We start from the raw sequence: 25,996 nt of genomic DNA on the forward strand, positions 1-25,996 counted from the left end.
ACAGGGTCTGAAATTGCGTCAGCAGGCTTGCCGACGAACGACGCTGACGCCTTACGAGGCCTTCTTGATCGACGTCACGATGCCGGTCTTGTCACCGACGGTCACCGCCACCTTGGCGCCGACCTTCAGTTTCCCGATCGTCGCTTCGGGCGACAGCTGGTAGATCTTGCCGTCGTCGAGGGTGATCGACTTGGTCGTCGGATCGACGGCCTGGATGGTGCCCTGAACGGTCGCGGCATAAGCGGTGCCGAGGAAGGCGAGCAGAGCAGCGGTGGTTGCGAGGGTCTTCTTCATTGGTAAGCACTCCGTGCTGTTTCACTTTTCCGGACCGCCGCCTTGGGAAACGACAGCACCGGACGGCCTGAAACTGGACGGAAAGCGCACCCTCCGCAAATCACGTTGGGTGAATTTTCGCAAACAATATCATAGACTTAATTCCGACACATTATCTGCGACCTAGATCATTTCAGGCCGCTTCGGCTCCCCCAATGAACGCACTTCTGTCCGCGAAAAGAGTCACTTGGCCGATTGTGACGGGCGGCTTTCGATCACCACGCAGCCGCCGCAATCCATCTCGGGCGGCATCACGAAACAGAGCGCTGACCGATCGTCGATACACATTTTTTGTTTCGCGGATCAGTTCAAAAACCGCCACGCCAACGCTGATCAAACTCGCGCTACGGTTGCAAACCGACGTCGAATGCGGGATGGTGTCGACCGTTGACATGAAGGGGGCCTTCCATGAAGCTTGCAGTCCGGACTGCGATGTCCCTGATGCTGGCGCTTGCTCCAGGATTGGCCGGCGCACAAGCCACGGATCCGGGAGACGACAAAACAATTATCTTCACTCCCGGCGACCCAGAGATGGCAGCGGCGACCGCGCAGGCGCTCGCCAGCCTGGACGACTTCCTGGCACTGTCCGAGGCGCCTCCCGCCGACACAGAGAGGTTCAAATTGAAGGTCAAGGTACGGGACGGCAACGTCACCGAACACTTCTGGGTCATACCGTTCCGCCGCACCGAAACCGGATTTGTCGGCATATTGGCAAACCAGCCGGAGGAAGTGCACAACGTCGTCCTCGGCCAGAACATAGAATTCACCAGGGACGATATTTCCGACTGGGGATACACACGCGGCGGACGTCAGGTCGGCAGCTTCACCGTGTGCGTCATGTTCAACAAAATGTCGAAAGAAGAGGCGGACTACATGCGTGACAAATACGGCTTCGAGTGCTGAAAGCGCAGCCCGATCAACCCGCTTCGTCCTTCGCGCCGATCTTGCGCACAAGTGCCGCCGTCGCCAGCATCGCGCCCATGTCCGATATCATCGGCGCGACATGCCTGCTGTAGTCGAGCGGCACCGAAATATCCGGCAGCTCGAAGAAGTTCTTCGTCTGCGGCAACGGTAGGAAACCATCGCTGCCGTTGAGCGCGACGCGGGCTGGGTCGTCCGGCCAGGTTTCGCCAAGCCATTTCAGCGCCTGCGCCAGCCGGCCGCTCACCAATGGCTGTGCCGCCCCGAGATTGTCGGTGCGGAACTCGTAGGCGGCATCGAGCAAAGCATCGCCGCTGGACAGCTCTTGCAGCTTGCTGGCGAATATGCCTCGAAAGAAGCTGATCACCGCGTTGGTCCGCCGCGTCGCCACCAATATGCCGGGAAACGGCGCGATGGTCTCGAAAGCGACGATGACGCCCTGGAAGGCGGTCGAGGAGCCCTTGCCCGACCCTTCCCGCAGATGCGCCTCGTACAGTTCGAACGGAAACCCCTCATAGCGGCCCGCCACGATGTCGTCGAACGCCTGCCGGTTGAACGGACCAACCGCCGTGCGCGGCAACCGGTCGAAGGAATTCGGCGTCACGCCATGCTGGTAGCGCATGTCGGCGATGAAGCCGAATATGATCGGCAGCAGCGTCTCGCGGAACGATTGCTGCAGCCGCGTCGCCGGTTTCCTGGCCTGGAAATAGAGCAGGATCGAAGCCGCGAAGCCGATCACATAGAGAAATACATGCGGCGTCGAGACCCATTGCTCGTTGGGGTCGGCGACCTTGTTGAACAGCCAGGCGACCAGCACCACGGCCACCAGCACCAGCCCCACGAACACCGGCACCCGCCAGCGCACCTGCCGGACCGCCGAAGCCCTCGCCGCTTCATAGGCCTCGATGTCTTTCCGGATGCCGGCGATGACCGTTTCACTCGGCATGAAATCCGCTGATTCCACCGCTATCCCCGCAATCCTGCCTCTGCGGGAGCATGATAGTTGGTTTTGCAAGGGCCGCCAGATGGTTAAGCGGGAACGCCTTCATCGGTTGGTGGAGAAGGGAAGACCGCTTTCAGTCGCTCCGCGACCCTGTCACGCATTCGGCCCTCCAAAGCCTCCACCAACACCAGCCGCTCGTGGTCGCCAGCGCGCAGGCGCATGAAGGGATGCATCCGGTAAGACGCGATCCTGCCGCGCGTACCGGCATCGGCACTGACATCGACGATGAGGATAGAGCCGATGCGGCCCGGCCATGGCTGCCGGGCAAAGGCGGTACCGAGGAAATCGCCGAGCCCATAGGCGACGATCGTCCCGTCAATCTTTTCCACCGGCTGCACGACATGGGCATGATGGCCCGCGATCAGCCCGGCGCCCTGCCCGGCCAGCCGCCTGGCCAGCGCTCGCGTCCCGTCGCGCGGAAAATGTCGGAACTCCCAGTCCCAATGCGGCACGGCGCAGAGAAGGTCCAAGCCAGCGGGTGGCCAGCTCGCCGGATCGCTGTCCATCGAAACGCGCCCGGCAAACAGTTTTTCATCGGCGTTCCGCCACAGCGTGAAGGCGGCGAAGCCGATATCAAGCGATCCAACCTGAATCGGCACAACCGGACCGTCGGCCAGGCCGATCGTGCGGATGCCGAGCCGCAGCAACGCCGCGATTGTCTCGTCGAAACCGGCGATGCCCTGATCCAGCACATGGTTGTTGGCCAGCGACAGCACGAGTTTTTCGCGCGCAACACCAACCGCCGTCAGCGCCTCGGCGAGGAACGGCTCGCTCATCGCATGATGCGTGCCGAGCCTTGTGCCCAGCACCGCGCTTGGCCTGTCCACAACAGGGCTTTCGCAATTGCCGATCACCAGATCGGCAGCGCCGAGCAGCGCCTTGATCGCCGGATCGCAATCCGGCGCGCTGCGGTTGGCCACCGCCGAGATGTCGCCGACAAAGGCAAGCCGCACCGCTTGCTTCGGCGGTGGATCCATCAGCGTCCCGGCCATCGGCGCAAAGTCTTGAGCGTCGCCGGCCAGTGACGGCTTCAGGAAACGCGGCAGCCAGGACAGCTTGTAGGAAAATGGATAATTCGACACGCGATGCCCAATTGTTTGCCCTGTGTAGACCGTCCGCGGGGCGGGTTGAAGCGCGGCGCTGCAAATGGTGTATGTTTGCACTGCGCGACAAACATTGGGGGGAAAAGATGACACGACTGGCAGGCCTGCTGACATCCGCTTTCATTCTGCTCCTGCCGCTGTCTTCCGCGTCGGCGGCAATGCCAGAAGCGGCAACCACATTGTTTGAGGCGAAGACCGTGGCCGCGCGCGACACCGCTCTCTCGACGCTGGAGGCTGCCGCGCCAAAAGACCCGGCATCCGCCTATGCGGCCGGGGCGGGCGAGTTCTTTACCGCACTGGAGATCCTGGCCACCGGCCTGCACCGTCATGGTTTCGAAAGCCCGCAATCCTTCATGCTGCCGCTGATGCGGTTGCCGGTGCCCGACAATCCCAATCCCGAGCCGCTCACTTACGAGCAGTTCCGCGCCATCCTGGTCGGCTTCCGTGACCGGCTGGAGAAATCCGCAGCCACGTTTGCCTCGGTGCCGCCCAATGCCGATATCGGCATGGTCATCGATCTCACCCATGCCGGCATCGACCTCAACGAGGACGGCACCATCGCGCCGGACGAGAGCATGGCGGCGATCATCGCCTCACTCTCGCGCGGCGGTATCTCGTCGGACGCCGCCGCCCCCACGCTCACCTTCCGCTTCGACCGCGCCGACGGCTACTGGCTGCAGGGCTATGCCGAGTTCCTGATGGCGCAGGCCGATTTCTGGCTGGCGCATGATTTCAGGAGCACCTTCGACGGCTCGTTTCACATGCTGTTCCCCCACGCCAAATTGCCGCTGCAGGATATTCTGGTGCCGCCGGCCGGCGACATGGGCTCGAGCATCTTCTCCTCGGAATGGCGCATCGCCGATTTCATCTCGATGGTGCATCTCGTCAACTGGCCGGTGATCGAACCGGAGCGCCGGCAAGCGGCGCGCCGCCACCTGCTGGAAATGATCCGGCTGTCGCGCGAGGACTGGAAAGCGATCCGCGCCGAGACCGACAATGACCGCGAATGGCTGCCTGGACCGCAGCAGAAGGGCGAGAACCCGCTCACCGGCCTCGAAGTCGGCGAGGAGCAGGTCCAGGCCTGGCTCGCCGCCTTGACCATGGCCGAGGATCTCCTGGAAGGCCGCAAGCTGCTGCCGCATTTCCGCGTCACCGCCAGTACTGGGCTTGGCATCAACATGAAGCGCTTCTTCGACGAGCCAAAAAACTTCGATCTCGTGCTGTCGATCACCGGCCCGGCCATCGCGCCCTACCTCGAAAGCGGCGAGCTCGCGACCAGCGACGATTTCGACCAGATCCAGCGCCAGTTCGGCGGCGGCGGGTTTTTGACGTTTGCGCTTTGGTTCAACTGAGGGTGGGCCGTTTGAGGCCGCCTTCCCGCGAGAAATCTAGCATAGCAGGCAACAGTTTTACCGGAAACACGCGCGCCTTTTGTAGGCAGGTCTGCCGGCAGTCGGTTCGCTGCATACACCGCGCGGAGGCGCTGCATAAAAATTAGCAGTGGCTGTTTTGCTTGACTCGGCCGCCAAAAACAGGCAGCAAAACCAGGTCGGAAGGGCGACAACACCACTTTCCTGGCCGTGGACGAAGGCTGATTTGGCCAAAATCCACATCTCGTCGTTGGTTTTGAGAGGAATTGATTAACCAACTTTGTCCATATTTTGAAGCAATCGGCAACCAACTACAGACGCGGCAAACGCGTCGGGGACCACCTGGGATCACTCACAGAATGGTCGTCGCGGCTCTCAAGGCCACGTACGGGGAAACCGATTGAAGCGAGATTGGTTGCATGGCGTTGTTGAGTACACACAAAAAAAACCGGGGACAGCGTGAGGGCGGCGAGTTCGTCGATGCTCCACGTTCCCCTTCCTTCAACGCTGGCCGGGTGGCCCGCTGGGTCGCGCTGCCTTGCGTCAGCACCGCCATCGGCCTTTGGTTGATCGGCACCATGGCTGGCCTCAGTTCCGTCGGCGCCTCTCTATCGGCAACTTCGGTTGGCCTGCCCCAGACGCTGTCGACACCGGGATCGCTCGCACTTGCCGATCCGCTGAAGCAGCACTTTTTGAAAGCACCCTTCGTGCTGGCCAACGCCAATGGCGGCACTCAGGCCCTGCATGATCATTCGGTGCAGTGCGGCGCCAGCTGTTTCAAGCTGGCCAGGGTAAGCGCTGGGGCGGAAAAATCCGGACGCCTTATAGCGCAGGCAAAGCCGATGCCCGCCGCCGTGAAGTCGAAGGCGCAGGAGCGCTTCGAACGCATGGAAGCGTCGCTTTCGCCGATGAAGCTGGCCGCTGCCTTTGCCGACGCCGGAAAGTCTGCCGCCAGTGCCAACACCCGCCCGGTGATCTCCACAGTCGCACCGCGAATTGCCGAGGCGTCGTTGGTGCCCTCCGTCCAGGTCACAGCCAGCCTGTCCGATAACATGCCAGTTCCGGCGGCCGAACGTTTCGCCCGGCTGGATACCGACTCGGTGGTCGTTCAGACCGCACCGCCGCCGATGGGCTTTGCCCAATCCGGTACGCCGGACAATTCGCAGTTGGCGCTTGCTCTGGTGCAGTCCCTGCCGGCCGACGACGAGGCGTTCGCCTCACCGCTGCCGATCGAGGAATCGTCAGCCGATGTCGTGGTCTCACCCGTCGAAACCCAGCAGGATCAACCCGGCGATGCCGCCTCCCTGCCGGACGCTCTGACCGACGACGTGCCGTTGCCGACCCGGCGTCCGCAATTCGACGCGCCGCAGCCCAAAGTGGTCCAGCAGGAGCCTAAGTCCGTCCAGCAGCCGAAATCCGTTCAGCAGCCGAAGCCGGCACGCGAGACGGTCCAGCAGGCCCAGCCGGCAAAACCGACGCGGCAAGGCCGGCCGGCCGATGGCGGCGATGTGCTGGCCTATGCCAAGCCCGACACGCCCTCGGGCGGCCTTGGCAAGGCGTTCAGGAACCTCTTCAACTCGCCAGCCGCCAGGAGCGGAGCCGGCAATGGCGTCGCCGTGTACGACATCAGCAGCGCGACCGTCTACATGCCTGACGGCTCGAGGCTGGAGGCGCATTCAGGCATCGGCGCCATGGCGGACCAGCCGCGTTATGCCGACCAGAAGAATCGCGGACCCACGCCGCCCAACACCTACAATCTGTCGATGCGCGAGTCGCGCTTCCACGGAGTGGAGGCCTTGCGCCTGACACCGGTCGATGGCCGCAACAAATACAATCGCAACGGCCTGCTGGCCCATACCTACCTGCTCCGGGGCCGCTACGCCCAGTCGAGCGGCTGCGTCGCCTTCAAGGACTATGCGCGCTTCCTCGCCGCTTTCAAGAAGGGCAAAATCAAACGCCTCGTCGTGGTGCCGCGCCTGAACGGGTCGGCGACGCAGGTCGCATCAGCCGCCAGGGGCGTGTAACGACAAGAGGCTTTCGGGCGCCTTCCCACTGCTCCTGACAGCCTGCTGTCAGGAGCAGCGCTGTCCGGCACGCCTCTCCCCACCGCGCTCTTTCCATTTTGGCCAGGAAATCCCATATTCGGGACATGGCCAAATCTCCCGATCAGAAAACGCCGCCGACGGCGAATGACGACCGCGCCGCGCCGAAGCGGCGCAGCCCGCTGACCGATTTCCTCGACGCCTCCGAGCCGCTGCACAAAGGCGGCTTCGCCGAGATGCCGCAGCCGGAGCTCTCTGGCACGCCGCTGACCGGTTCGATCGCGGATTGGGCCGAGCAGATCGAGCAGGAAGCCGAAAACGAAGGACGTCTTGTCGCCAAGGGTGACGGCGGCAAATCGCCGAAGCCGTCGAAGAAGATACCCGAGCGCTCAAGCTCGCCGGGGCGCAGTTCGCGCGGCACCTCGATGGGTGGCGCGGCGTCAGCCAGGGAGCGCACGGCAGCCGGGCTCAATCCGGTCGCCGGCCTCGACATTTCGCTGGAGGACGCCGAGACCATGGCCTCGGGCAGCGTCACCGCGACGGTGGCGGCACTGTCGGCGCTGATCGAATCCGGCAATCCGCTGCACAAGGACGGCGTGCTGTGGACGCCGCACCGCCCTGCCCGCCCCGAAAAATCCGAAGGCGGCATCGCCATCAAGATGGTGTCGGAGTTCGAGCCGGCCGGCGACCAGCCGACCGCGATCAAGGATCTGGTCGAAGGCGTCGATAACCACGACCGCACCCAGGTGCTGCTCGGCGTCACCGGCTCAGGAAAAACCTTCACCATGGCCAAGGTGATCGAGGAGACACAGCGCCCTGCCTTGATCTTAGCGCCGAACAAGACGCTTGCCGCGCAGCTCTATTCCGAGTTCAAGAAATTCTTCCCGGAAAACGCCGTCGAGTATTTCGTCTCTTACTACGATTATTACCAGCCGGAAGCCTACGTCCCGCGCACCGACACTTTCATCGAGAAGGAATCCTCGATCAACGAGCAGATCGATCGCATGCGCCACTCGGCGACGCGTTCGCTGCTTGAGCGCGACGACGTCATCATCGTCGCCTCGGTGTCCTGCATCTACGGTATCGGCTCGGTCGAAACCTATACGGCGATGACCTTCCAGATGCAGATTGGCGACCGGCTCGACCAGCGCGCGCTGCTCGCCGATCTCGTCGCCCAGCAGTACAAGCGGCAGGACATCAACTTTGTCCGCGGCTCGTTCCGCGTGCGCGGCGACACCATCGAAATCTTCCCGGCCCACCTGGAAGACCGCGCCTGGCGCATCTCGATGTTCGGCGACGAGATCGAGCAGATCACCGAATTCGACCCGCTGACCGGCCAGAAGACCGGCGAGCTGAAAAGCGTCAAGATCTACGCCAATTCGCACTATGTGACGCCGCGCCCGACGCTGAACCAGGCGATCAAGTCGATCAAGGAAGAGCTCAAGCACCGGCTGGTCGAACTGGAGCGGGCCGGCCGCCTGCTTGAGGCACAGCGGCTGGAACAGCGCTGCCGCTTCGACCTCGAAATGCTGGAAGCCACCGGCTCGTGCGCCGGCATCGAGAACTATTCGCGCTATCTCACCGGCCGCCAGCCGGGCGATCCGCCGCCGACGCTGTTTGAGTACATCCCCGACAACGCACTGGTCTTCATCGACGAAAGCCATGTCACCGTGCCGCAGATCGGCGGCATGTATCGCGGCGACTTTCGCCGCAAGGCGACGCTGGCCGAATACGGCTTCCGTCTGCCGTCCTGCATGGACAACCGGCCGCTGCGCTTCGAAGAGTGGGATGCCATGCGTCCGCTTTCGGTCGCGGTCTCGGCGACCCCTGGCGCCTGGGAGATGGAACAGGCCGGCGGCGTCTTCGCCGAGCAGGTCATCCGTCCGACCGGCCTGATCGATCCGCCGGTCGAGGTCCGCCCGGCCAAGAGCCAGGTCGACGATGTCGTCGGCGAGATTCGCGACACCACCAAGGCCGGCTACCGCACCTTGGTCACCGTGCTGACCAAGCGCATGGCCGAGGATTTGACCGAGTATCTGCATGAGCAGGGCATCCGCGTCCGCTACATGCACTCCGACATCGATACGCTGGAGCGCATCGAGATCCTGCGCGATCTGCGCCTCGGCGCCTTCGACGTGCTGGTCGGGATCAATCTTCTGCGCGAAGGCCTCGACATTCCCGAATGCGGCTTCGTCGCCATTCTCGACGCCGACAAGGAAGGTTTCCTGCGATCGGAAACCTCGCTGATCCAGACCATCGGGCGCGCCGCCAGAAACGTCGACGGCAAGGTCATCCTCTATGCCGACCAGGTGACCGGCTCGATGGAACGGGCGATGGCCGAAACCAACCGTCGCCGCGAAAAGCAGATGGAGTGGAACGCGGCCAACGGCATCACACCGGAATCGGTCAAGTCGCGCATCTCCGACATTCTCGATTCGGTCTACGAGAAGGACCACGTCCGCGCCGATATCTCGCAGTTCACCGACGGTGCCGGCGCCATGATGGGCAACAACCTCAAGGCCCATCTCGACGCGATGGAAAAGCAGATGCGCGATGCCGCGGCCAATCTCGACTTCGAGAAGGCGGCCCGCATCCGCGACGAAATCAAGCGCCTGCGTGAGATGGAACTGTCCATCTCCGAAGACCCGCTGGCCAAATACGCCGACATGGAAAGCCCGGCCTCCGGCCGCGAAAAGGGCAAGCACAACAAGGGCGTGGCCAAACATCGTACAGCAGAGGAACAGGAGCGTTTTCGCAAGCTCGACGAAGCGCGTGCCGCCGAAGAGGCAGCCAAGGCTGCCCGGCCCAACCTCTTCCGCAAGCCTGATCTCGACGAGATGGGCGCCGATGGCACTGTGCCGGTGAAAAAGCCGCTGTTTTCGAAACCCTCGATCGACGACATGGGTCCAGGTACCGACATGCCGACGCCGGCCGGCGCGGTGTCGCGCTCGCTGTTCAAGAAACAGTCGGCATCCGAGGCACATGGTTCCGACTTCGGCATTCCCGGGGACGCCACAAAGCCGCTGTTCAAGAAGAACTCGCTGGACGAGATGACGGTGCGGCGGACGGAAAAACCGATCGAAGGAAAAGTGCCGGCCAAGCCGCAGCCAATCTCCCCCCTCGTGGGGGACGAATCCGCCAAGCCAGTTGTTCGCCAGCGAACAGGCATTGGCTCCTACGAAGACCCCGCCGACGCCCGTCGGGAAAAGCGCCGGCCGGGTAAGACGGGTAGGCCGGGAAAGTAGCGCCTTCCCCTTCTCCCAGAAGGGGAAGGGAAGCGCTCCGCCGCCGCCGCATTCCGCCGACCCACTTGCCACCAGCCCCGCCTTTGGTGTAATCGCTCCGACACACTCGAACGTCTTGAAAGGAGGGCTCACGTGTTTGATTTTTCTCGTCACCATCGTCAGCGTGGCCCGATTTCTGCCCTGCGAGCTAGCTTGCAGGGCTGACCAGGGACGGTCCGGGTTTTTCCCGCTTCGATTTTTTGGTCTGCCCTTCGTGGTGCGTAATGCCGAGCCTGATGGCCGGAAAGCGCACCGTCAAAGTGGACCGGAGTAGTCTCCGGCAAGACCAGAGAAATCAAAATGGCCCTGATCAGCCTCAAATCCCTCGGCGTCACCATGAGTGCGCCGCTGTTTGCCAATCTCGACCTCACCATCGGCACCGGCGACCGGCTCGGCATTGTCGCCGCCAATGGCCGCGGCAAGTCGACTTTGCTGAAATGTCTGACCGGCGAGATTGAGCCGACCTCCGGTGACATCACCCGCACGCGCGGCCTGCGCGTCGGTCATGTCGAACAGTCGGTTGCCCCGGCCCTTCTCACCCGTATGTTCCGGCAGGTGGTGGCGGATGCCTTGCCGTCCGAGCGGGCCGAAAGCGAGATGTGGCGTGTCGACGTGGTTCTGGATTCACTCGACGTGCCCGAGCCGATGCGCGAGCGGCCAATGCAGGCGCTGAGTGGCGGCTGGCAGAGGCTTGCGCTAATCGCACGCGTCTGGGTCACCGATCCGGACGTGCTGTTGCTCGACGAGCCGACCAACCATCTCGACCTTGTCCGCATCAGCCAGCTCGAAACCTGGCTGAACTCGCTGCCGCGCGAGGTGCCCGTCGTCATCGCCAGCCACGACCGCGCCTTCCTCGACGCCACCACCAACCGGACCCTATTCCTGCGCCCGGAACAGTCGCCGGTGTTTGCCCTGCCCTACTCCCGCGCCAGGCAGGCGCTCGACGAGGTCGATGCTTCGACCGAGCGCAAGTTCCAGCGCGACATGAAGGTGGCGCAGCAATTGCGCCGGCAGGCGGCCAAGCTCAACAACATCGGCATCAATTCGGGCAGCGACCTTTTGACGGTGAAGACCAAGCAGCTCAACCTGCGGGCCGAAAAACTGGAAGAAGCGGCCGCACCGGCGCACCGCGAAAAGTCGGCGGGTGCCATAAAACTGGCCAATCGCGGCACCCACGCCAAGGTGCTGATCACGCTCGACGACGCGGCTGTGGAAACACCCGACGGCACCCCGCTGTTTCGGACCGGCAAGCGCCATATCTGCCAGGGCGACCGCATCGTGCTGCTCGGCCGCAACGGCGTCGGCAAGTCGCGCTTCGTCACCCTGATCCGCAATGCCATTGTCGAACCGGACACGGTGCCGAATGTGAAGGTGACGCCGTCGACGGTGCTAGGCTACAGCGACCAGGCGCTGTCGGGCATCAGCGGCGACGACACGCCGCTGATGCTGGTCTCGCGCCGCTACGATGTCGGCGAGCAGCGTGCCCGCTCGCTGCTGGCAGGCGCCGGCGTGGTCATCGAGATGCAGGAGAAAAAGATCGGTGCGCTGTCCGGCGGCCAGAAGGCGCGGCTGATGATGCTGGCGCTGAGGCTCGCCAATCCCAACTTCTATCTGCTGGACGAGCCGACCAACCATCTCGACATCGACGGCCAGGAAGCCCTGGAAGCGGAACTGCTGGCACATCAGGCAAGCTGTGTGCTCGCCTCGCACGACCGCTCCTTCATCCGCGCCATCGGCAACCGCTTCTGGCTGATCGAGAAACGGCGGCTGACCGAAGTCGAAGACCCAGAGGATTTCTTCCGCTCGGTGGCGGAGGGCGCTGGCTAATCGGTGAACAAAACTGCCGATGAAGTTCCGGCCTGTCGAGCGCAGGCCGGAGTTTCGTATCATGTTACGAGACGTCTTCTTGACTTCCGAAGCGTATCATGCCATGGTACGCCACTCGGGTCGGCAAGATGATAAGCTCCTCCAAAGACAAGACCAGCGAAGCCGTTTCGAACGGCAAGTCTCCGAAGGGCTTCCCATCGGACCTTTGTCCGCTCAGCCCAGCGGAAGCTGTTCATGATCGACAACGCCGCCGAACTGTCGAATCTGAAGACGCCTCCCGGCAACAGGCTTGAGCCGCTGAAAGGTAACCGTGCGGGCCAGCATTCGATCCGCATCAACGATCAATTCCGCGTCTGCTTTCGGTGGGTGGAAGGGCAAGCGGAGGATGTTGAAATCACCGACTATCATTGAAGAGGGTTCAAAATGCTGAACATCAACCCACCTATCCATCCCGGAGAAATTCTCCGTGAGGAATATCTCGTGCCGCTCAATCTGAAGCCTTACACGCTGGCCAAAAAGCTGCATGTGCCCCGCACACGCATCGAGCGCCTGGCCAGCGAGACGACACCGGTAACGCCCGACACCGCTTTGCGCCTTGCGAAGTTCTTCGGAACCACGCCGCAGTTCTGGATGAATATGCAGGCGAGCTACGACCTCGCCGTAGAGGGAGAGGCGAAGAAGGCCGATCTTGAAACAATCGAACGTCTACAACCGCGGCCTGAAGTAATCGCGTTAGCAACAACCCGCTTCAAGCAGGCTACGGAGCTAGCGATAAAAAAATCTCGACGGTCTGTCGGATAGCCTCAGCCCGTCGCGTCCTTGGGATGCCGACACGATGATGCCGGCCCAACCCAGGGAGAATTATCATGTCGGTTCTTTCGTCCATCGGTCGCATCGCAACCCGGTATGCGGCAGCGCGCGCTCGTCACCGCAGCGAACGCGTCCTGCGTTCACTGCCTGCCTCGCTGCGCAAGGATATCGGTTTTCCGGACGTCTTCGATGCGCAAAACGGCCGCCGCCCCTGACCTCGCGGGGCGCCAGTCAGTCATGCGTATCGCCCGAAAGCGGCGTCGCCTGCATCGATACGCGTTTTTCGAAAGCCTCGAACCAGCGCGTCAGCAGTGCCCGTGAGCGAAAAGGCGGAAGGTGACGGAACGCCATCCAGGACAGCGTGGTGGCCAAGGCGATGTGGCCGATATGGAGCGGCGCCTCGTCGTCCAGCGTGCTCTCGATCCAGTCGTAGCTCGCCTCGATCTTTTCCCGGTATCCGTCGGCGAGAGCACCATAGCGCAACTTTTCGGGTCTCCTTTCCGTCTCCCAGCGCAAGGCTATACCCGTCTGCGCCAGGCCCTGGGCGACCGCCTGCAACCGCAATGCCTGCCAGCGCGCCTCGCCGTCGTGCGGCAGCAGCTTGCGACCGTCATGCAGCATGTCGAGATAGGCGCAGATGACATCGGAATCGAAGATCGGCGACGCGTCGGGCCGCAACAGCACCGGCACTTTGCCGAGCGGGTTTTCGGTGTAGACGCGGGCATTGCGCAAAGTCGGACTGGTCTCGTGATGAATGACCTCCAGCCGATCGGCAATGCCAACCTCGTGGGCGAAGACGAGCGCCTTGCGCGCGAAGGGTGAGTGGGTCTGATAGTAGAGGATCATTGTCGTCCCAGGATTTGAAGAGGCGTTCGCCTGATCCATCTGTTCTAGCCTGCGAGCCGAGAGAATTGCGCTCTGATTGGGCGCGGTCGACGCAAGTTCGTTTCACGCCTCTCGTCCAACTGCGGCTGCGTGGACTGTCCAGGGCCGGTCGGCCAAAAAAATCTGCCGGCCATGTAGGAACGCCGGCACCTCATCCGTCCTTTGGCTCGCAAGGCCAAACGCAAAGAGGAACAACAAATGACCGATCAGACCCCCGTTCAGCCCGCGGCCAAAGTGCTCGGCGGATTGACCCCCTATCTGCAGCTGGATGGCGCCTTCAAGGCTGCCGAATTCTACAAGAAGGCCTTTGGTGCCGAGCAGGTCTTTGCCTATCCGGCGGACGAAAAAGGCCGCACCATGCACATCCACCTCCACATCAACGGCTCGACGCTGATGCTCTCCGACTTCTATCCCGAAAACGGCATGCCTGCCGTCAAGCCGCAGGGTTACACCATGCAGCTTCACCTCGGCAGCGACGACATCGAAGCCTGGTGGAAGCGCGCCGTCGATGCCGGCTGCGAAGTCGCCGTGCCGCTCCAGATCATGTTCTGGGGTGACCAGTGGGGCAATATGCGCGACCCGTTCGGCGTCGAATGGGCGATGAACGCGCCGGTCAAGAAAGCCTGATCTATCGCCAATGGCGAAGTCCCTCACCGGCTGGCGTCGGTGAGGGATTGTGAACTTCCAGGAGGAGACCCACAATGTCCTATGTCGATGGCTTCGTGCTTGCCGTGCCCAAGGCAAATCTCGATGACTACAAGAGGCTGGCCAACCTCGCAGGCCCTATATGGATGGAACACGGCGCGCTCGGCTATGTCGAATGCATCGGCGACGACGTGCCCTATGGCGAGGTCACTTCGTTCCCGCGCGCCGTGCAGGCCAAGGACGACGAGATCGTCGTCTTCGCCTGGGCCGTCTATGAGTCGCGGGAGAGCCGCGATGCCGTCATGGCCAAAGTGATGGCAGATCCGCGCCTGAAGGCCGATTGGGCGGACATGCCGTTCGACGGGAAGCGCATGATCTTCGGTGGCTTCAAGCCATTCATAGAGCTTTGAGCAGCCGGTAGCAGATTGGCAGAAGCCCCTCAGCTTCGTCATCCTAGGACGAAGCAGGAGCGTTGCGCTAATCCAGCCTGTCCAGAAGCGGCTTCAGCCGGTCACCATAGCGCTTCCATAGATCGACCGACCCCTGATACATCGGCTGGCGCACCTGTGCGGCTGAAGCCGTGCGCACCGGTCGGTCGGTCTCGTGGAACGATAGTGCCGCGTCGTCCCAGGGCAGGCCGAGATGGGCGATCAATGCCCGCGTCTGGCCTTCCTGGTCGGCGACAAAATCCTCGTAGCGTACATCGTGCACGACGCCTGGCAGCACCGCGTGCCAATGCTTCATGATGTCGGTGTAGAGATTGTGGAAGTCGGCGAGCTCGCCGAGATCGTAGCCATAGCGATGGCTGTCACCGCGGAAATGCACCTTGTAGATCGACAGGCAGGTGGCCGCCGCATCGCGCGCGCAGTGGATGATCCTGGCCTTCGGCATCATCATGTGGATGAAGCCGACAAGCAGGAAGTTGCCCGGCATTTTGTCGGTGACGTGGCGCATGTTCGGATAGCGGGCATGGAGCATGTCGAGATAGGCTTGGCCTGCCTCGGCAAAATCCGAATCGCCCGTATCCGATACGCCCCATGGGAAGCCACCCGGCATAGTCGCCGGGAACTGCCTGCCGACCGCCTTCTTCAAAATGCTGAGCTCGCCTGCGCCATAGACCTGCGGATGGCTGGCAATGATCTGCTCGACCAGCGTCGTGCCCGAACGCGGCATGCCGACAATGAAGATCGGCGTGTCGTCGCTGATTGAGCTGGGCCTGTGCTTCTCGAAGAAGCCGGCATCGAAGGTGGCCTTCATCGCCTCGAACTCGGCCCGCGTCCTGGCCTGGTCGTAGTCGATGCCTTTGCGGCGGATCGCATTGCCCTCGGCGAAATAGTCGAAGGCCCGGCCATAATCCTTGAGATCGTCATTCGCCTTGCCGAGTCCGAAGGACAGCTGCATGCGCGCCAGGCTGTCCTGCGGCGCCTTGGCATGCTGGGCTTCCATGCCCCCAAGTTCGCTGTCGCGCTCCTTCTGGCGCTTGACCTGCGTCAGCATCAGCCAGGCTGTGGCCATGGCGGGGTTGATCGCCAACGCCTGCCGGAACAGGTCGGCCGCCTCGTCGAGCTTGCCCTTTTCCATCAACCCGACGCCGAGCCCGTGCAGCAGGTCGGCATCCTTGGGCCGTATCGCCAGCGCTTCGCGGAAGGCAGCCAGCGCCTCATCCAGCCGCCCGGCTTCCTGCAGGGTTTCGGCAAGCCCGATGCGGGCGCGCACATGAAATGGATTGCGTGCAACCGTGCCGCGATAAATCTCTTCGGCCTCTTCGAACTGGCCGACCTGTTTCAGCGATGAGCCGAGATTGTCGCGCGCCGCGAGTTGATCCGGCCGCAGATCCACTGCGCCGCGGAAGAAATCGATGGCCGCAGCAGGGCGGCCGAGGTCGCGCATCACCGTACCGAAATTGTTGAGGAAATCGGGATTCGTCGGCTGCAGGCTCACCGACCGTTCGATGAGATCCAGCCCTTCTTCGCTGCGCCCGGTCTGGTGAAGCAGCAGTCCCAGGAAATGCGCCGCGGCCGCGTGCTTGGGCTGACGCGCCAGCACCTGCCGGTAGATCGTCTCAGCCTCTTGCCGGCGCCCGGCCTGATGCAGTTGCAACGCCTGCTGCACATACTGGTCGAGGCCCAGCGGCGGCTGTCCGCCTGCGCCAGACCTGGCTCCCGCACCCGCCGCTCGTCTTTGATCTCTGTTGATGGGAAACCTGCCGTGTTTTATCCGCCTGTGGCGATCTAGGCCATCGGCGCCCTAGGTTCAAGGCTTCGCTTGCTGTCTCATCCTTTCGTCGGTGCGGAAAGATCAAATCAGCACACCGGGATCCGGCCCCAGCAAATCTGGCTCGAGGCCACGGAGCGCGCGTTCATCGATATCAACTCGGCCCGCTCAACGCTCGTTCGTGCCCGCGAACTTGGCCACGCAGTGGCAATCGACGACTTCGGCACCGGCTACTCCAGCCTGTCCTATCTCGAGGGGCTGCCGCTCGATGCGCTCATAATCGACAAATCGTTCATCGATACGATCAGCACGAATTCCGCCACCAGTTCCGTCGCCCCATATATCATCGACATGGCCAAGACACTAAAGCTGAAGATCGTTGCCGAAGGCGTGGAAACGCAGGCGCAGGCCGACTACCTCGCGGCGCGCGACGTCGACTACGGCCAGGGCCGGCTGTTTGCCAGACCCATGCCCGCGTCCGAGTTCATCGCCGACTGTCGCCAGGTGAAGCCGACGGCTTGATGCTTGTCGTCCTCAACGAGGCGCAGCGTTCTCAACACGGCCCATCGCCAACGACGCGATAGTCCGCGGCACGGGCTTCGCAGGAATTGGGGAAGGTGCGCATCTCGCCATGCCGGCGCGCGCACACCGGCGCATATTCGCGGGTGCAGAACGTCTGCTCTTCACCATCGCCACCGCCACCGCCACCGCCACCACCGTCGCGGCACGGACCGTCGCGCACGATGCGGTAGCCGGCCCGGTCGGCAAGACAGGCATTGGCGAAGGTCTGGCGATCGCCGCCGCGCCGGGCACAGACCGGCTCGTACTGCTTGCTGCAATATTGCGGTTCCGGCCGGGGCGGACGCGGACGCGGCCCTGGTCCGTCATCGACGACGACGGTGCAGGCGGCAAGAAGTGCCGACAGCAACAGGATGACAAAACCCTGCCGCGAAAAGATTGCCGCCAGATATTTCATGATGATCTCCCACGATCGCGTCCCCGGTTGCCGATCCTCGCCATTCCCTTGCCAAATGCAACCCCCGTTTGCAGCCCTTTCAGTCGGAAACGCGCTGGGGCTGTAGGCGGCGTCGACCTCCTCGGCCACCTCGACATCTGGCCCATTCGTGGCCCGGTTCTGGCCGATGACCCGGCCGGCAAGCAAGCCTATGCCGAGCCCATCGATGCTCAGGTCAGTCGATTGATGCGTCGGGATGCGCCAGTACGGCGGCCCGCGGCGGTATCTTGCAACCATCACGTTTCCGTGCGATAAATTCCGTGTTCGGGCATTTGCGACCCGGAGAGCGGAACGTTTTGGACGACCTTTCCCCGATACTGTGAATCTCTGACGGCCCCGTTTTCGGCGGGGGGTTTGACCATGCGCCAATGCATGACTGCCGAAGCAACCACCGGGAACTGCCCTTTGCGCCAGGCGGCGGGCGGGACCACCAAAGACTGAACGGGTGAAGGAGTTTCCCCAATGGCCCAGACCGGCACCGTTAAATTCTTCAACGCGACCAAAGGCTTCGGTTTCATCACGCCCGATGGTGGCGCCAAGGATGTGTTCGTCCATATCTCCGCGATCGAAGCTTCCGGCTTGCGCACGCTCGTTGACGGCCAGAAGGTCACCTTCGACGTCGAGCCGGACCGCATGGGCAAGGGCCCCAAGGCCGTCAACCTCCGCGCAGCCTGAGCCATCGGCGCGCCGCATGTCACTCAGACGTGCGACGGAGGCTCCATGCCTGCACCTGGCCTGGAGAGGGATCTGAATTTTGAAAGGCGCGGCGATCTTCGTCGCGCCTTTTCCTTATCGAAGGCGCGGGCCAGTGATGTCGCCCAAGCGGCCGGGTTCTGGGCAACGACTTGCATAAAAACAAAGACCCGAAGCATGCCGCAACGTGCTTTAGACGCCCGCAAAACTTTCTCTTGCCGATGACGCTAAAATAAAGGACAAATTTCCACTCGGGCATTTGCCGGCCCGAGACTGGAGTTTATGGGACAAAGGAGCTTCCCATGCCGCAGACCGGCACCGTCAAATTCTTCAATCATGCCAAGGGCTTCGGCTTCATCACGCCCGATGATGGCGCGAAGGATGTTTTCGTCCATATTTCAGCTGTGCAGGCGTCCGGTCTTCCCGGCCTCGAGGATGGGCAGAAAGTGTCGTTCGATACCGAGCCGGATAAGCGCGGCAAGGGTCCCAAGGCCGTCAACCTGTCGGTCGGCTGAGCCGGCTTCGAACCGGCGCTCCCGGGCAGATCGCTCCCTTGAGAGCCTGTGATTTTTGACGTCCGTTTTGAATAAACACGTTAAAATCCGTTCAGCCCCCGTTCAGCCACGGTCGCATATTAGTCTTCGGTAAAGCCGGACCGCATCCCCGAAACTGCACGGGCCGGAACGAAGGAGACCGACATGAACCGAATTTTCAAAACCGCCGTCCTGGCCGCTGCCGTGGCCGCCACCACGCTCACGGCCTTGCCCGCCGCGAATGCGCGCGACTGGCGCCGTCATCATGGCCATCATGGCAATGGCGATGCCATTGCCGCCGGCGTGCTCGGCCTCGCGGCCGGGGCGCTGATCGGTGGCGCATTGGCCAATGACCGCCCGCCGCCCGACGCTGACCGCTACTACGATGACGGTTACTACGATCGTGACGTCGTGGTGCGCCCGGCCCCGGTCCGCCGCTATTATGCGGAGCCGCGGGTGGTCTACGCCAATCGTTATGCCGAACCGTGGACGCGTGACTGGTACGAATATTGCTCAGACCGCTACCGCAGCTTCAATTCCCGTACCGGCACGTTCACCGGCAATGACGGCGAACAGCATTTCTGCACTGCCAACTAACCAAGGGCTTCCCTGCCCCAAAACAGAAAAGCGCTGACCGCAAGGCCAGCGCTTTTTTGTTGTGGTCTCTACAATGTCAACGGTCTGCTTGAGGCTGATGACAAACAGCTACGGTTCCGAGCCTGGTTCAAGTCAAAAAAGGATTGGTCCGCCTCTCCTCGCCAAAACGTCCGCCGGGACCGTGGCCACAGATGAAGCCGATGTCGTCGCCGAGCGGCAGGAGCTTGTCCTTGATCGAAGCGATCAGCGCCGCGTGGTCGCCGCCCGGCAGGTCGGTGCGGCCGACCGAGCCGCGGAACAGCACGTCGCCGACATGGACGAACTTGGCTGCGCGGTTGTAGTAGACGACGTGACCGGGCGCATGGCCGGGGCAGTGCAGCACCTCGAACACATGGCCGCCGAACGACACGGTCTCGCCTTCGGCCAGGAACCGGTCGGGCACGCAGTTGCGCGCTCCGGCGATGCCGTAGCGCTTGCCCTGGTTTTCCAGATTGTCGAGCAGCGACTTGTCGGCCTCATGCGGACCGATGATCTCGACGCCGAGCGCCTCCTTCAACTCCATTGCACCGCCGGCATGGTCGATGTGGCCATGCGTTATCCAGATAGCTCCGGCTGAGATCGCATTGTCCTTCAGCACCGCCAGTACCTTATCGATATCGCCGCCCGGATCGACGACGACGCCATGCTTGTCATCCATGTCGAACAGGATGGTGCAATTCTGCTGGAACGGTGTGACCGGCACGATGCCGGCATTGAGCTGACCCATGATCGTCCTTTCGATGTTCACGGGTGATGTAGAGGTGCCGACAAAGGGCGTCCACCCTCGAAAGACGAACAGTCAGTAGCCCCAAAACGGAAATGGGCGGCCGAAGCCGCCCATTTGAAAAGACCGAAACGGCCTGCTTACTTCTTCATGGCGCCCATGACCGCACCGAGAATGGCGGTCAGGATCGCGCCGCCGCCAGCGCCGCCGACGATGTTCTGCAGGTTCAGCGCGCTGCCGAGACCGCTCGTTGCTGCTGCCGCAGCCGCCGGATCGACCGCACCGCCACCCAGCAGGCTGCCGAGGATCGCCGCACCACCGACGCCGCCAATGGCTCCGCCCAGGATTTTGGGAAGCTGACCCATCGCCGCCGTCTTGAGCGCCGCACCGACCGCCTGACCACCGATGATGCCAGTAATCACCTGTATGATGATCGGAAGAAGCGTGTTCATGTCCATATGATTAGTCCCTCCATAGCTGTCAGCCTCCCGGGCCGACACCATCATGAGACGCCGAATTGGACGAAAGTCAAATGCAGAAACGCTGAAATAAAAGGGGCGGCCCGAAAACCGCCCCTACTTCCTAAAAAAGCTGTGGCTTTCGTTATTCTGCGGCGATCGCGTGCTTGGGCTGAACGGCCGCAGAATAGTCATTCATAAGATTCTTGGCTATTTCGCCGACCTCGAATCGGTAAGGCCCGATCTCCGAAACCGGCGTCACTTCCGCTGCCGTCCCGGTCAGGAAGCACTGCTCGAAGCTTTCCAGCTCTTCCGGCAGGATGGCGCGTTCAATTACCTCCAGGCCGCGATCCTTGGCCAACCCGATGACCGTGCGGCGGGTGATGCCGTCGAGGAAGCAGTCGGGCTTGGGTGTGTGGATCTTGCCGTCCTTGACGAAGAAGATGTTGGCTCCGGTCGCTTCGGCGACCTGGCCACGCCAGTCGAGCATCATGGCGTCGGCATAGCCCTTGGCCTCGGCGGCGTGCTTGGACATGGTGCAGATCATGTAGAGCCCGGCGGCCTTCGACTTGGAAGGCGCGGTGCGCGGGTCGGGCCGGCGCCATTCCGCCACATCGAGACGGATGCCTTTCAGCTTCTGCGCAGGATCGAAATAGCTCGGCCATTGCCAGATGGCGATGGCGCAGTTGATGCGGTTGTTCTGCGCCGAGACGCCCATCTGCTCACTGCCGCGCCAGGCGATCGGCCGGACATAGGCGTCCTGGAAACCCTGCTTCTTGAGAAGCGTGGAAGAGGCGTCGTTGAGTTCGGCCACCGAATAGGGGATCTTGAAACCGAGCAGGCGTGCCGATTCATGCAGGCGCTCGGTGTGTTCGTTGAGCTTGAATATCTCGCCGCCATAGGCGCGCTCTCCCTCGAAAACAGCGCTGGCGTAATGCAGCCCGTGCGTCAGCACATGGATCTTGGCGTCACCCCATTGGACGAATTCGCCGTTCATCCAGATGAAGCCATCGAGTTGATCGAAGGGAACGGATGCCATGGTAACCTCCCACGGGCGGCAGCCCGGATAGTTGTATCGTTGTGTGTTTCGTGTCGGCCGCCCAAAGCGGCTTTTATGGTGGAGCGTAGGCGGATAATTGCGCTCTGGCAAACTTAGGAAATTCCGGAAAAACCGGCTTCCCTTGCCTTTTCGTTCGCAATCCGCCCAAAAGCTTGTCAAAAATTACCATTGCAGGGAAATTACGTCAATAGTACTGACATAATCTCTCTTTCCCACGGAGAAATAATGACGGATCGAAGCCCAGCCGCCGGAAAACCGATCAGGACCGCAATGTCGGTCGAGGACGGCATCGACTTCGCCATCATCGAGCTGCTCTTCTTTGCCTATCGCGACTTCACCTCCGATCCGGACCAGATCCTGGCCGATTACGGCTTCGGCCGGGCCCACCACCGGGTGCTGCATTTCGTCAACCGCAGGCCGGGCCTGACGGTCGCCGAACTGCTCGACGTGCTGAAGATCACCAAGCAGAGCCTGGCCCGTGTGCTCAAGCAACTGATCGACACCGACCATATCGTGCAGTTGCAAGGTCCGCGCGACCGCCGCCAGCGCGAACTTTATCCGACAGCCAAAGGCCGTGCGCTGGCGCTGGCGCTGGCGCGGCCACAGTCGCGCCGCATCCATGCTGCATTGGGGGATTCCGGAGTAACCGAACGGACCTTGGTGGAACGGTTCCTCGAAGCGATGGTCAATCCGGAACTGAGGGCGCAGATCGACGTTGGGTCCGCAAAAATGTCAGGGAAAAGCCATGGAGAGCACTGAACGGGTCGATCACGCGGCCGCGCCGGACGACGACGCGCCGCATCTGCTTGTCGTCGACGACGACACCCGCATCCGCAATCTTCTCAAGCAGTATCTGACCGAAAATGGCTTTCGCGTCACCGTTGCCGGCAATGCCGGCGAAGCCAGGCGCAAGCTTGCCGGCCTCGACTTCGACCTTCTGGTGCTGGACGTCATGATGCCCGGCGAGACGGGCGTCGACCTGACCAAGTCGCTGCGGGCCGAAAAGAACGTACCGATCCTGATGCTCACAGCGCTGTCGGAGACCGACAGCCGCATCTCAGGGCTGGAGGCTGGCGCCGACGACTATCTGCCAAAGCCGTTCGATCCGCGCGAGCTGATCCTGCGCATCAACAACATCCTGCGCCGCGGTGGCCCGGCGACCACGCCCAAGGTCGAGCAGTTGGTCTTCGGCCCCTACACGTTCCAGATCGCCCGGCGCGAATTGAAGCGTGGCGGCGAGGCGTTGAAGCTGACCGATCGCGAGCAGGAGATCCTGGCGATCTTCGCCGCGCGGGCGGGCGAGACGATACCCCGCCACGAGCTTGTCGGCGACGATTCGGAAGTCGGCGAGCGCACCATCGACGTCCAGATCAACCGGCTGCGCCGCAAGATCGAGCGCGATCCGTCCAATCCGGTCTGGCTGCAGACCGTACGCGGTATTGGGTATCGGCTCAGCGTGGAATAGAATGCCGCCTGCGGCCGGCTGAACGGCTGCGGGCAAGCGAAAAGAGCGAATGGCAACCACGGAACTGGAACAGCCGGGCAATGGCGGCTTGAGCGCACGCGCCGCGCGGACGCTGAAGGCGGTGCCGCGCGCCTGGAACCGCTTCTGGCGCCTCGTCTCGCTCTATATGCCCAAGCGGCTCTATGCCCGCTCGCTGATCATCGTCATCGCGCCGATGATCCTGCTGCAATCGGTCGTCGCCTTCGTCTTCATGGAACGTCACTGGGCAACCGTGACGCAGCGCCTGTCGCAGGCCACCGTGCGCGACATCGCCGCCATCATCGACCTGATCGAGACCTATCCGCGCGATGCCGACTACACCAACATCATCCGCATCGCCCAGGACCGCATGCAGCTGAAGGTCGACCTCTTACCGCCCGACCCACTCCCCGCGCCCGGTCCAAAGCCGTTTTTCTCGATTTTGGATGATGTTCTCTCGTCCGAGATCACCCGCCAGATCAACCGCCCGTTCTGGATCGACACGGTCGGCAACTCCAACATCGTCGAGGTGCGCGTGCAGCTCGAGGGCAAGGTGCTGCGCGTCTTCGTGCGCCGCAGCCAGGCCTATGCCTCGAACACCCACATCTTCCTGATCTGGATGGTCGGCACCTCGCTGGTTCTGTTGATGATCGCCATTCCCTTCCTGCGCAACCAGATCCGGCCGATCCTGATGCTTGCCGAAGCCGCCGAAAGCTTTGGCAAGGGCCGGCCGATGCCGCGCGATTTCCGGCCGCGCGGCGCCGAGGAGGTTCGCCGCGCCGGCTTTGCCTTCATGCAGATGCGCGAGCGCATCGAACGCCAGATCGAACAGCGCACCGCCATGCTGACCGGCGTCAGCCATGACCTCAGAACCATCCTCACTCGCTTCAAGCTGCAGCTGGCGCTTTCCGGCGGCAAGGCCGAGACCAAGGCAGCGCTCGACCAGGACATCGACGACATGCAGTCGATGCTCGAAGGCTATCTGTCCTTTGCCCGCGGCGAAGCTTCGGAAGACGCCGGACGGTTCGATCTCGAGGCCTATTTCGAAAAGCTCGACGAGGAAGCCAGGCTGCGCAAGCGTAAGCTGTCGACGACGCTTGCCGGCGATCACGATGTGCATGTGCGGCCCAATGCCTTTGCCCGGCTGATGTCCAACGTCATCGGCAACGCCTTCCGCTATGCCAAGACGGTGGAGGTCAACGCCACCCATGGCCGCGGCTCGCTGCTGGTCACCATCGATGACGATGGTCCGGGCATTCCCGCCGATCGACGCGAAGACGTGTTCAAGCCTTTCGTGCGGCTCGACGAGGCCCGCAACCTCGATGCCAGCGGCACCGGGCTCGGCCTGTCGATCGCCCGCGACATCGCCCGCTCCCATGGCGGAGACATCACTCTTGAAGACAGCCCGCTCGGCGGACTGCGCGCCATCATCAAGGTTCCGGCATAACCGGGCACGATTCCGAAAAGTGGAAACGGCTTCATCCGCCCGTCATGAAACCATGATCAAGAGCGCGCATGAAGCGCGCGACCTCAATTGATTCGGCCTTGCCGCCTCACTTCGACCCCGTACCTGTCCGGGTGCGCTGGAGCGAAGCGAGAGCAGCAGGCTGGTCGCCGTTCCGGCATCGTCTCAAGGCAACCGTCGACCTTTCAAGCAAAGGGCCGCCATGCGCATACTGATGGTCACCGATGCCTGGCGCCCGCAGGTCAACGGCGTCGTCCACACGCTGGAGCGGCTCACCGAGACGCTGAAGTCCTTCGACGTCGCGGTGGATTTCCTGACGCCCAATATCTTTCGCACCCTGCCCTTGCCGACCTATCCCGACATCAGGCTGGCGCTGACCACGCCCGGCCATGTCGCGCGCCTGATCGACGCCGGCAAGGCCGACCACATCCACATCGTCACCGAAGGACCGCTGGGCATCATGGCGCGGCGCTATTGCCGCAATGCCGGCCGTCCATTCACCACCAGCTATCACACGCGCTTTCCCGAATATCTCAGCGCCCGCCTGCCGGTGCCGGAAAGCTGGGCCTATCGCTGGCTGCGCGATTTCCATAATTCCGGCCAGGGCACGCTGGTCGCCACCCAGTCGCTCGCCGACGACCTTTCCGCGCGCGGCTTCACCAAGCTGCGGCCATGGACGCGCGGCGTCGACACCGACCATTTCCGCCCGGACAGGAAGAAGGACCTCGGCTTCCCCGGCCCGATCTTCCTCTGCGTCGGGCGCGTCGCCATCGAAAAGAACCTGGGTGCTTTCCTCGACCTCGACCTGCCCGGCAGCAAGGTGATCGTCGGCGAAGGCCCCGAGCTTGCCAGACTGAAGGCGAAATATCCGCAAGCGCATTTCCTCGGCCATCGCCCCAACGACGAACTGGCCGAGATCTATGCCTCGGCCGACGTCTTCGTCTTCCCGAGCCGCACCGACACGTTCGGCAACGTCATCATCGAGGCACTGGCCAGCGGCACGCCGGTTGCCGCCTATCCGGTGACCGGGCCGATCGACATTGTCGGCGATGGTTTTGGCGGCGCGGTCTCCAACGATTTGCGCGAGGCCTCACTCGCCGCGCTCAACGTCGACCGTGCCGAAGCCCGCGAACGCGCCATGCGCTACAGCTGGAAGGCCTGTGCGGAAATGTTCCTCGATACGGTCGAGGAAGCACTGGGCACACCGCGAAAGCTGGCGGCCTGATCGTGCTTTTCGTTATCCAAGGGCGAAGCTGACACACCGCCACGGATGACAAAGCGCGGCGACGCACAATCAACCGTTAGTCTGCCACGGCACCTTGTTTCAAAGGGATGTTCGGCATGACGTATTGTGCGACTTCGAAGCCATGACCAAGTCAGATTGACAACGCAGTTCAGGGCTGCGTAGTCATCCATACTTGAGCCGCGCCGTCATCTCGCCCTCCCAACGACATGGAGAATCCTTGGCAATTGTCGGCGACTCAAAATTTAC

Annotated in this window: 25 protein-coding genes and 3 pseudogenes; 18 read left to right on the forward strand and 10 right to left on the reverse strand. The window is 62.5% G+C overall.

The genetic code is table 11. The features are described from left to right. Positions 1-51: 51 nt before the first annotated feature. Together AC0L2D_RS22240 and AC0L2D_RS22245 are read right to left on the reverse strand one after the other, a co-directional pair. Positions 52-294 carry a DUF1344 domain-containing protein gene (locus AC0L2D_RS22240; protein ID WP_473542419.1) on the reverse strand — a complete coding sequence of 81 codons (243 nt, stop codon included), beginning with the start codon at positions 292-294 and terminating at the stop codon, positions 52-54. A gap of 172 nt (positions 295-466) precedes the next feature. Further along, the gene (locus tag AC0L2D_RS22245; protein WP_473542421.1) at positions 467-727 is read right to left on the reverse strand and encodes a hypothetical protein; all 261 of its coding nucleotides are present in this window, start codon (positions 725-727) and stop codon (positions 467-469) included. A 14-nt stretch (positions 728-741) separates the two neighbouring features. On the opposite strand from AC0L2D_RS22245, the gene AC0L2D_RS22250 reads away from it, so the two are divergent. Further along, positions 742-1,236, forward strand: coding sequence for a YegJ family protein (locus AC0L2D_RS22250; protein WP_013530036.1), 495 nt, complete (start codon positions 742-744; stop codon positions 1,234-1,236). Between the two features lie 13 nt (positions 1,237-1,249). On the opposite strand, the gene AC0L2D_RS22255 is transcribed toward AC0L2D_RS22250, so the two are convergent. Next, positions 1,250-2,200 (reverse strand): hypothetical protein, encoded by a 951-nt coding sequence (locus AC0L2D_RS22255; protein WP_473542422.1) that lies wholly within the window; start codon positions 2,198-2,200, stop codon positions 1,250-1,252. 83 nt (positions 2,201-2,283) lie between these two features. After that, positions 2,284-3,339 carry a CapA family protein gene (locus tag AC0L2D_RS22260; RefSeq protein ID WP_473542423.1) on the reverse strand — a complete coding sequence of 352 codons (1,056 nt, stop codon included), beginning with the start codon at positions 3,337-3,339 and terminating at the stop codon, positions 2,284-2,286. A gap of 107 nt (positions 3,340-3,446) precedes the next feature. On the opposite strand from AC0L2D_RS22260, the gene AC0L2D_RS22265 reads away from it, so the two are divergent. The 7 genes and pseudogenes from AC0L2D_RS22265 (at position 3,447) to AC0L2D_RS22295 (ending at position 12,908) form a co-directional block, all read left to right on the forward strand. After that, entirely contained in the window at positions 3,447-4,712 is a 1,266-nt protein-coding gene (locus AC0L2D_RS22265; protein WP_473542425.1) for a hypothetical protein, read from the forward strand. A gap of 533 nt (positions 4,713-5,245) precedes the next feature. Continuing rightward, positions 5,246-6,754 (forward strand): DUF2778 domain-containing protein, encoded by a 1,509-nt coding sequence (locus AC0L2D_RS22270; protein WP_473542426.1) that lies wholly within the window; start codon positions 5,246-5,248, stop codon positions 6,752-6,754. A 125-nt stretch (positions 6,755-6,879) separates the two neighbouring features. Beyond that, the gene (gene uvrB / locus AC0L2D_RS22275) at positions 6,880-10,017 is read left to right on the forward strand and encodes an excinuclease ABC subunit UvrB (RefSeq protein WP_473542428.1); all 3,138 of its coding nucleotides are present in this window, start codon (positions 6,880-6,882) and stop codon (positions 10,015-10,017) included. A gap of 339 nt (positions 10,018-10,356) precedes the next feature. Next, on the forward strand, positions 10,357-11,883 hold the full coding sequence (locus tag AC0L2D_RS22280) for an ABC-F family ATP-binding cassette domain-containing protein (protein ID WP_473542430.1): 1,527 nt from the start codon (positions 10,357-10,359) through the stop codon (positions 11,881-11,883). A gap of 128 nt (positions 11,884-12,011) precedes the next feature. Continuing rightward, positions 12,012-12,294: pseudogene (locus AC0L2D_RS22285) on the forward strand (type II toxin-antitoxin system RelE/ParE family toxin). A 12-nt stretch (positions 12,295-12,306) separates the two neighbouring features. Further along, positions 12,307-12,591 (forward strand): annotated as a pseudogene (locus AC0L2D_RS22290) (HigA family addiction module antitoxin); the annotation flags it as partial. A gap of 158 nt (positions 12,592-12,749) precedes the next feature. Beyond that, on the forward strand, positions 12,750-12,908 hold the full coding sequence (locus AC0L2D_RS22295; protein ID WP_013530026.1) for a hypothetical protein: 159 nt from the start codon (positions 12,750-12,752) through the stop codon (positions 12,906-12,908). 16 nt (positions 12,909-12,924) lie between these two features. On the opposite strand, the gene AC0L2D_RS22300 is transcribed toward AC0L2D_RS22295, so the two are convergent. Beyond that, entirely contained in the window at positions 12,925-13,539 is a 615-nt protein-coding gene (locus AC0L2D_RS22300; protein ID WP_473542432.1) for a glutathione S-transferase family protein, read from the reverse strand. Positions 13,540-13,776: 237 nt separating this feature from the next. On the opposite strand from AC0L2D_RS22300, the gene AC0L2D_RS22305 reads away from it, so the two are divergent. Both AC0L2D_RS22305 and AC0L2D_RS22310 read left to right on the forward strand, forming a co-directional pair. After that, positions 13,777-14,205 carry a VOC family protein gene (locus AC0L2D_RS22305; protein ID WP_013530024.1) on the forward strand — a complete coding sequence of 143 codons (429 nt, stop codon included), beginning with the start codon at positions 13,777-13,779 and terminating at the stop codon, positions 14,203-14,205. A 74-nt stretch (positions 14,206-14,279) separates the two neighbouring features. Continuing rightward, entirely contained in the window at positions 14,280-14,633 is a 354-nt protein-coding gene (locus AC0L2D_RS22310) for a DUF1428 domain-containing protein (protein WP_024504189.1), read from the forward strand. Positions 14,634-14,700: 67 nt separating this feature from the next. Here the strand turns inward: AC0L2D_RS22310 and AC0L2D_RS22315 are convergent, their stop codons facing one another. Further along, positions 14,701-16,323: a tetratricopeptide repeat-containing sulfotransferase family protein gene (locus tag AC0L2D_RS22315; protein ID WP_473542434.1), complete on the reverse strand. Its 1,623-nt coding sequence runs from the start codon at positions 16,321-16,323 to the stop codon at positions 14,701-14,703. Positions 16,324-16,518: 195 nt separating this feature from the next. Between AC0L2D_RS22315 and AC0L2D_RS22320 the strand changes: the two are divergent. Continuing rightward, positions 16,519-16,959: pseudogene (locus tag AC0L2D_RS22320) on the forward strand (EAL domain-containing protein); the annotation flags it as partial. Positions 16,960-16,990: 31 nt separating this feature from the next. On the opposite strand, the gene AC0L2D_RS22325 reads toward AC0L2D_RS22320, so the two are convergent. Then, on the reverse strand, positions 16,991-17,413 hold the full coding sequence (locus AC0L2D_RS22325; protein WP_473542510.1) for a Kazal-type serine protease inhibitor domain-containing protein: 423 nt from the start codon (positions 17,411-17,413) through the stop codon (positions 16,991-16,993). 501 nt (positions 17,414-17,914) lie between these two features. Here AC0L2D_RS22325 and AC0L2D_RS22330 point away from each other — a divergent pair. The 3 genes from AC0L2D_RS22330 (at position 17,915) to AC0L2D_RS22340 (ending at position 19,275) form a co-directional block, all read left to right on the forward strand. Beyond that, on the forward strand, positions 17,915-18,127 hold the full coding sequence (locus AC0L2D_RS22330; RefSeq protein WP_006202520.1) for a cold-shock protein: 213 nt from the start codon (positions 17,915-17,917) through the stop codon (positions 18,125-18,127). Positions 18,128-18,447: 320 nt separating this feature from the next. After that, positions 18,448-18,660 carry a cold-shock protein gene (locus tag AC0L2D_RS22335; protein ID WP_013530020.1) on the forward strand — a complete coding sequence of 71 codons (213 nt, stop codon included), beginning with the start codon at positions 18,448-18,450 and terminating at the stop codon, positions 18,658-18,660. Between the two features lie 183 nt (positions 18,661-18,843). Then, a complete protein-coding gene (locus tag AC0L2D_RS22340; protein WP_013530019.1) occupies positions 18,844-19,275 on the forward strand; it encodes a BA14K family protein in 432 nt (143 codons plus the stop codon). 127 nt (positions 19,276-19,402) lie between these two features. Here AC0L2D_RS22340 and AC0L2D_RS22345 read toward each other — a convergent pair whose 3' ends face one another. The 3 genes from AC0L2D_RS22345 to AC0L2D_RS22355 all read right to left on the reverse strand — a co-directional run bounded on the left by AC0L2D_RS22345 (position 19,403) and on the right by AC0L2D_RS22355 (position 21,535). After that, complete coding sequence (locus AC0L2D_RS22345; RefSeq protein WP_473542437.1) at positions 19,403-20,041, reverse strand: MBL fold metallo-hydrolase; 639 nt, start codon at positions 20,039-20,041, stop codon at positions 19,403-19,405. A 137-nt stretch (positions 20,042-20,178) separates the two neighbouring features. Further along, complete coding sequence (locus AC0L2D_RS22350) at positions 20,179-20,496, reverse strand: hypothetical protein (protein WP_013530017.1); 318 nt, start codon at positions 20,494-20,496, stop codon at positions 20,179-20,181. Between the two features lie 145 nt (positions 20,497-20,641). Beyond that, the gene (locus AC0L2D_RS22355) at positions 20,642-21,535 is read right to left on the reverse strand and encodes a branched-chain amino acid aminotransferase (protein ID WP_013530016.1); all 894 of its coding nucleotides are present in this window, start codon (positions 21,533-21,535) and stop codon (positions 20,642-20,644) included. A 246-nt stretch (positions 21,536-21,781) separates the two neighbouring features. Here AC0L2D_RS22355 and AC0L2D_RS22360 point away from each other — a divergent pair, with 246 nt between their 5' ends. From AC0L2D_RS22360 to AC0L2D_RS22375, 4 genes are all read left to right on the forward strand, one after another. Continuing rightward, positions 21,782-22,315, forward strand: a complete 534-nt coding sequence (locus AC0L2D_RS22360) for a MarR family winged helix-turn-helix transcriptional regulator (protein ID WP_024505623.1) — start codon at positions 21,782-21,784, stop codon at positions 22,313-22,315. Beyond that, the gene (locus tag AC0L2D_RS22365) at positions 22,302-23,021 is read left to right on the forward strand and encodes a response regulator (protein WP_013530014.1); all 720 of its coding nucleotides are present in this window, start codon (positions 22,302-22,304) and stop codon (positions 23,019-23,021) included. The genes AC0L2D_RS22360 and AC0L2D_RS22365 overlap by 14 nt, the downstream gene beginning before the upstream one ends. 49 nt (positions 23,022-23,070) lie before the next feature. After that, positions 23,071-24,486 (forward strand): ATP-binding protein, encoded by a 1,416-nt coding sequence (locus tag AC0L2D_RS22370; RefSeq protein ID WP_013530013.1) that lies wholly within the window; start codon positions 23,071-23,073, stop codon positions 24,484-24,486. A 220-nt stretch (positions 24,487-24,706) separates the two neighbouring features. Next, entirely contained in the window at positions 24,707-25,729 is a 1,023-nt protein-coding gene (locus tag AC0L2D_RS22375; protein WP_027162148.1) for a glycosyltransferase family 4 protein, read from the forward strand. Positions 25,730-25,996 lie beyond the last annotated feature (267 nt).

It is taken from the genome of Mesorhizobium sp. WSM4833 (genome assembly GCF_055811095.1).

Coding starts and splice junctions, on each gene's coding strand:
- AC0L2D_RS22240 (WP_473542419.1), bottom strand. CDS start 294: ATGAAGAAGACCCTCGCAACCACCGCTGCTCTGCTCGCCTTCCTCGGC.
- AC0L2D_RS22245 (WP_473542421.1), bottom strand. CDS start 727: ATGTCAACGGTCGACACCATCCCGCATTCGACGTCGGTTTGCAACCGT.
- AC0L2D_RS22250 (WP_013530036.1), top strand. CDS start 742: ATGAAGCTTGCAGTCCGGACTGCGATGTCCCTGATGCTGGCGCTTGCT.
- AC0L2D_RS22255 (WP_473542422.1), bottom strand. CDS start 2,200: ATGCCGAGTGAAACGGTCATCGCCGGCATCCGGAAAGACATCGAGGCC.
- AC0L2D_RS22265 (WP_473542425.1), top strand. CDS start 3,447: ATGACACGACTGGCAGGCCTGCTGACATCCGCTTTCATTCTGCTCCTG.
- uvrB (WP_473542428.1), top strand. CDS start 6,880: ATGGCCAAATCTCCCGATCAGAAAACGCCGCCGACGGCGAATGACGAC.
- AC0L2D_RS22280 (WP_473542430.1), top strand. CDS start 10,357: ATGGCCCTGATCAGCCTCAAATCCCTCGGCGTCACCATGAGTGCGCCG.
- AC0L2D_RS22295 (WP_013530026.1), top strand. CDS start 12,750: ATGTCGGTTCTTTCGTCCATCGGTCGCATCGCAACCCGGTATGCGGCA.
- AC0L2D_RS22300 (WP_473542432.1), bottom strand. CDS start 13,539: ATGATCCTCTACTATCAGACCCACTCACCCTTCGCGCGCAAGGCGCTC.
- AC0L2D_RS22305 (WP_013530024.1), top strand. CDS start 13,777: ATGACCGATCAGACCCCCGTTCAGCCCGCGGCCAAAGTGCTCGGCGGA.
- AC0L2D_RS22310 (WP_024504189.1), top strand. CDS start 14,280: ATGTCCTATGTCGATGGCTTCGTGCTTGCCGTGCCCAAGGCAAATCTC.
- AC0L2D_RS22325 (WP_473542510.1), bottom strand. CDS start 17,413: ATGAAATATCTGGCGGCAATCTTTTCGCGGCAGGGTTTTGTCATCCTG.
- AC0L2D_RS22330 (WP_006202520.1), top strand. CDS start 17,915: ATGGCCCAGACCGGCACCGTTAAATTCTTCAACGCGACCAAAGGCTTC.
- AC0L2D_RS22335 (WP_013530020.1), top strand. CDS start 18,448: ATGCCGCAGACCGGCACCGTCAAATTCTTCAATCATGCCAAGGGCTTC.
- AC0L2D_RS22340 (WP_013530019.1), top strand. CDS start 18,844: ATGAACCGAATTTTCAAAACCGCCGTCCTGGCCGCTGCCGTGGCCGCC.
- AC0L2D_RS22345 (WP_473542437.1), bottom strand. CDS start 20,041: ATGGGTCAGCTCAATGCCGGCATCGTGCCGGTCACACCGTTCCAGCAG.
- AC0L2D_RS22350 (WP_013530017.1), bottom strand. CDS start 20,496: ATGGACATGAACACGCTTCTTCCGATCATCATACAGGTGATTACTGGC.
- AC0L2D_RS22355 (WP_013530016.1), bottom strand. CDS start 21,535: ATGGCATCCGTTCCCTTCGATCAACTCGATGGCTTCATCTGGATGAAC.
- AC0L2D_RS22360 (WP_024505623.1), top strand. CDS start 21,782: ATGACGGATCGAAGCCCAGCCGCCGGAAAACCGATCAGGACCGCAATG.
- AC0L2D_RS22365 (WP_013530014.1), top strand. CDS start 22,302: ATGGAGAGCACTGAACGGGTCGATCACGCGGCCGCGCCGGACGACGAC.
- AC0L2D_RS22370 (WP_013530013.1), top strand. CDS start 23,071: ATGGCAACCACGGAACTGGAACAGCCGGGCAATGGCGGCTTGAGCGCA.
- AC0L2D_RS22375 (WP_027162148.1), top strand. CDS start 24,707: ATGCGCATACTGATGGTCACCGATGCCTGGCGCCCGCAGGTCAACGGC.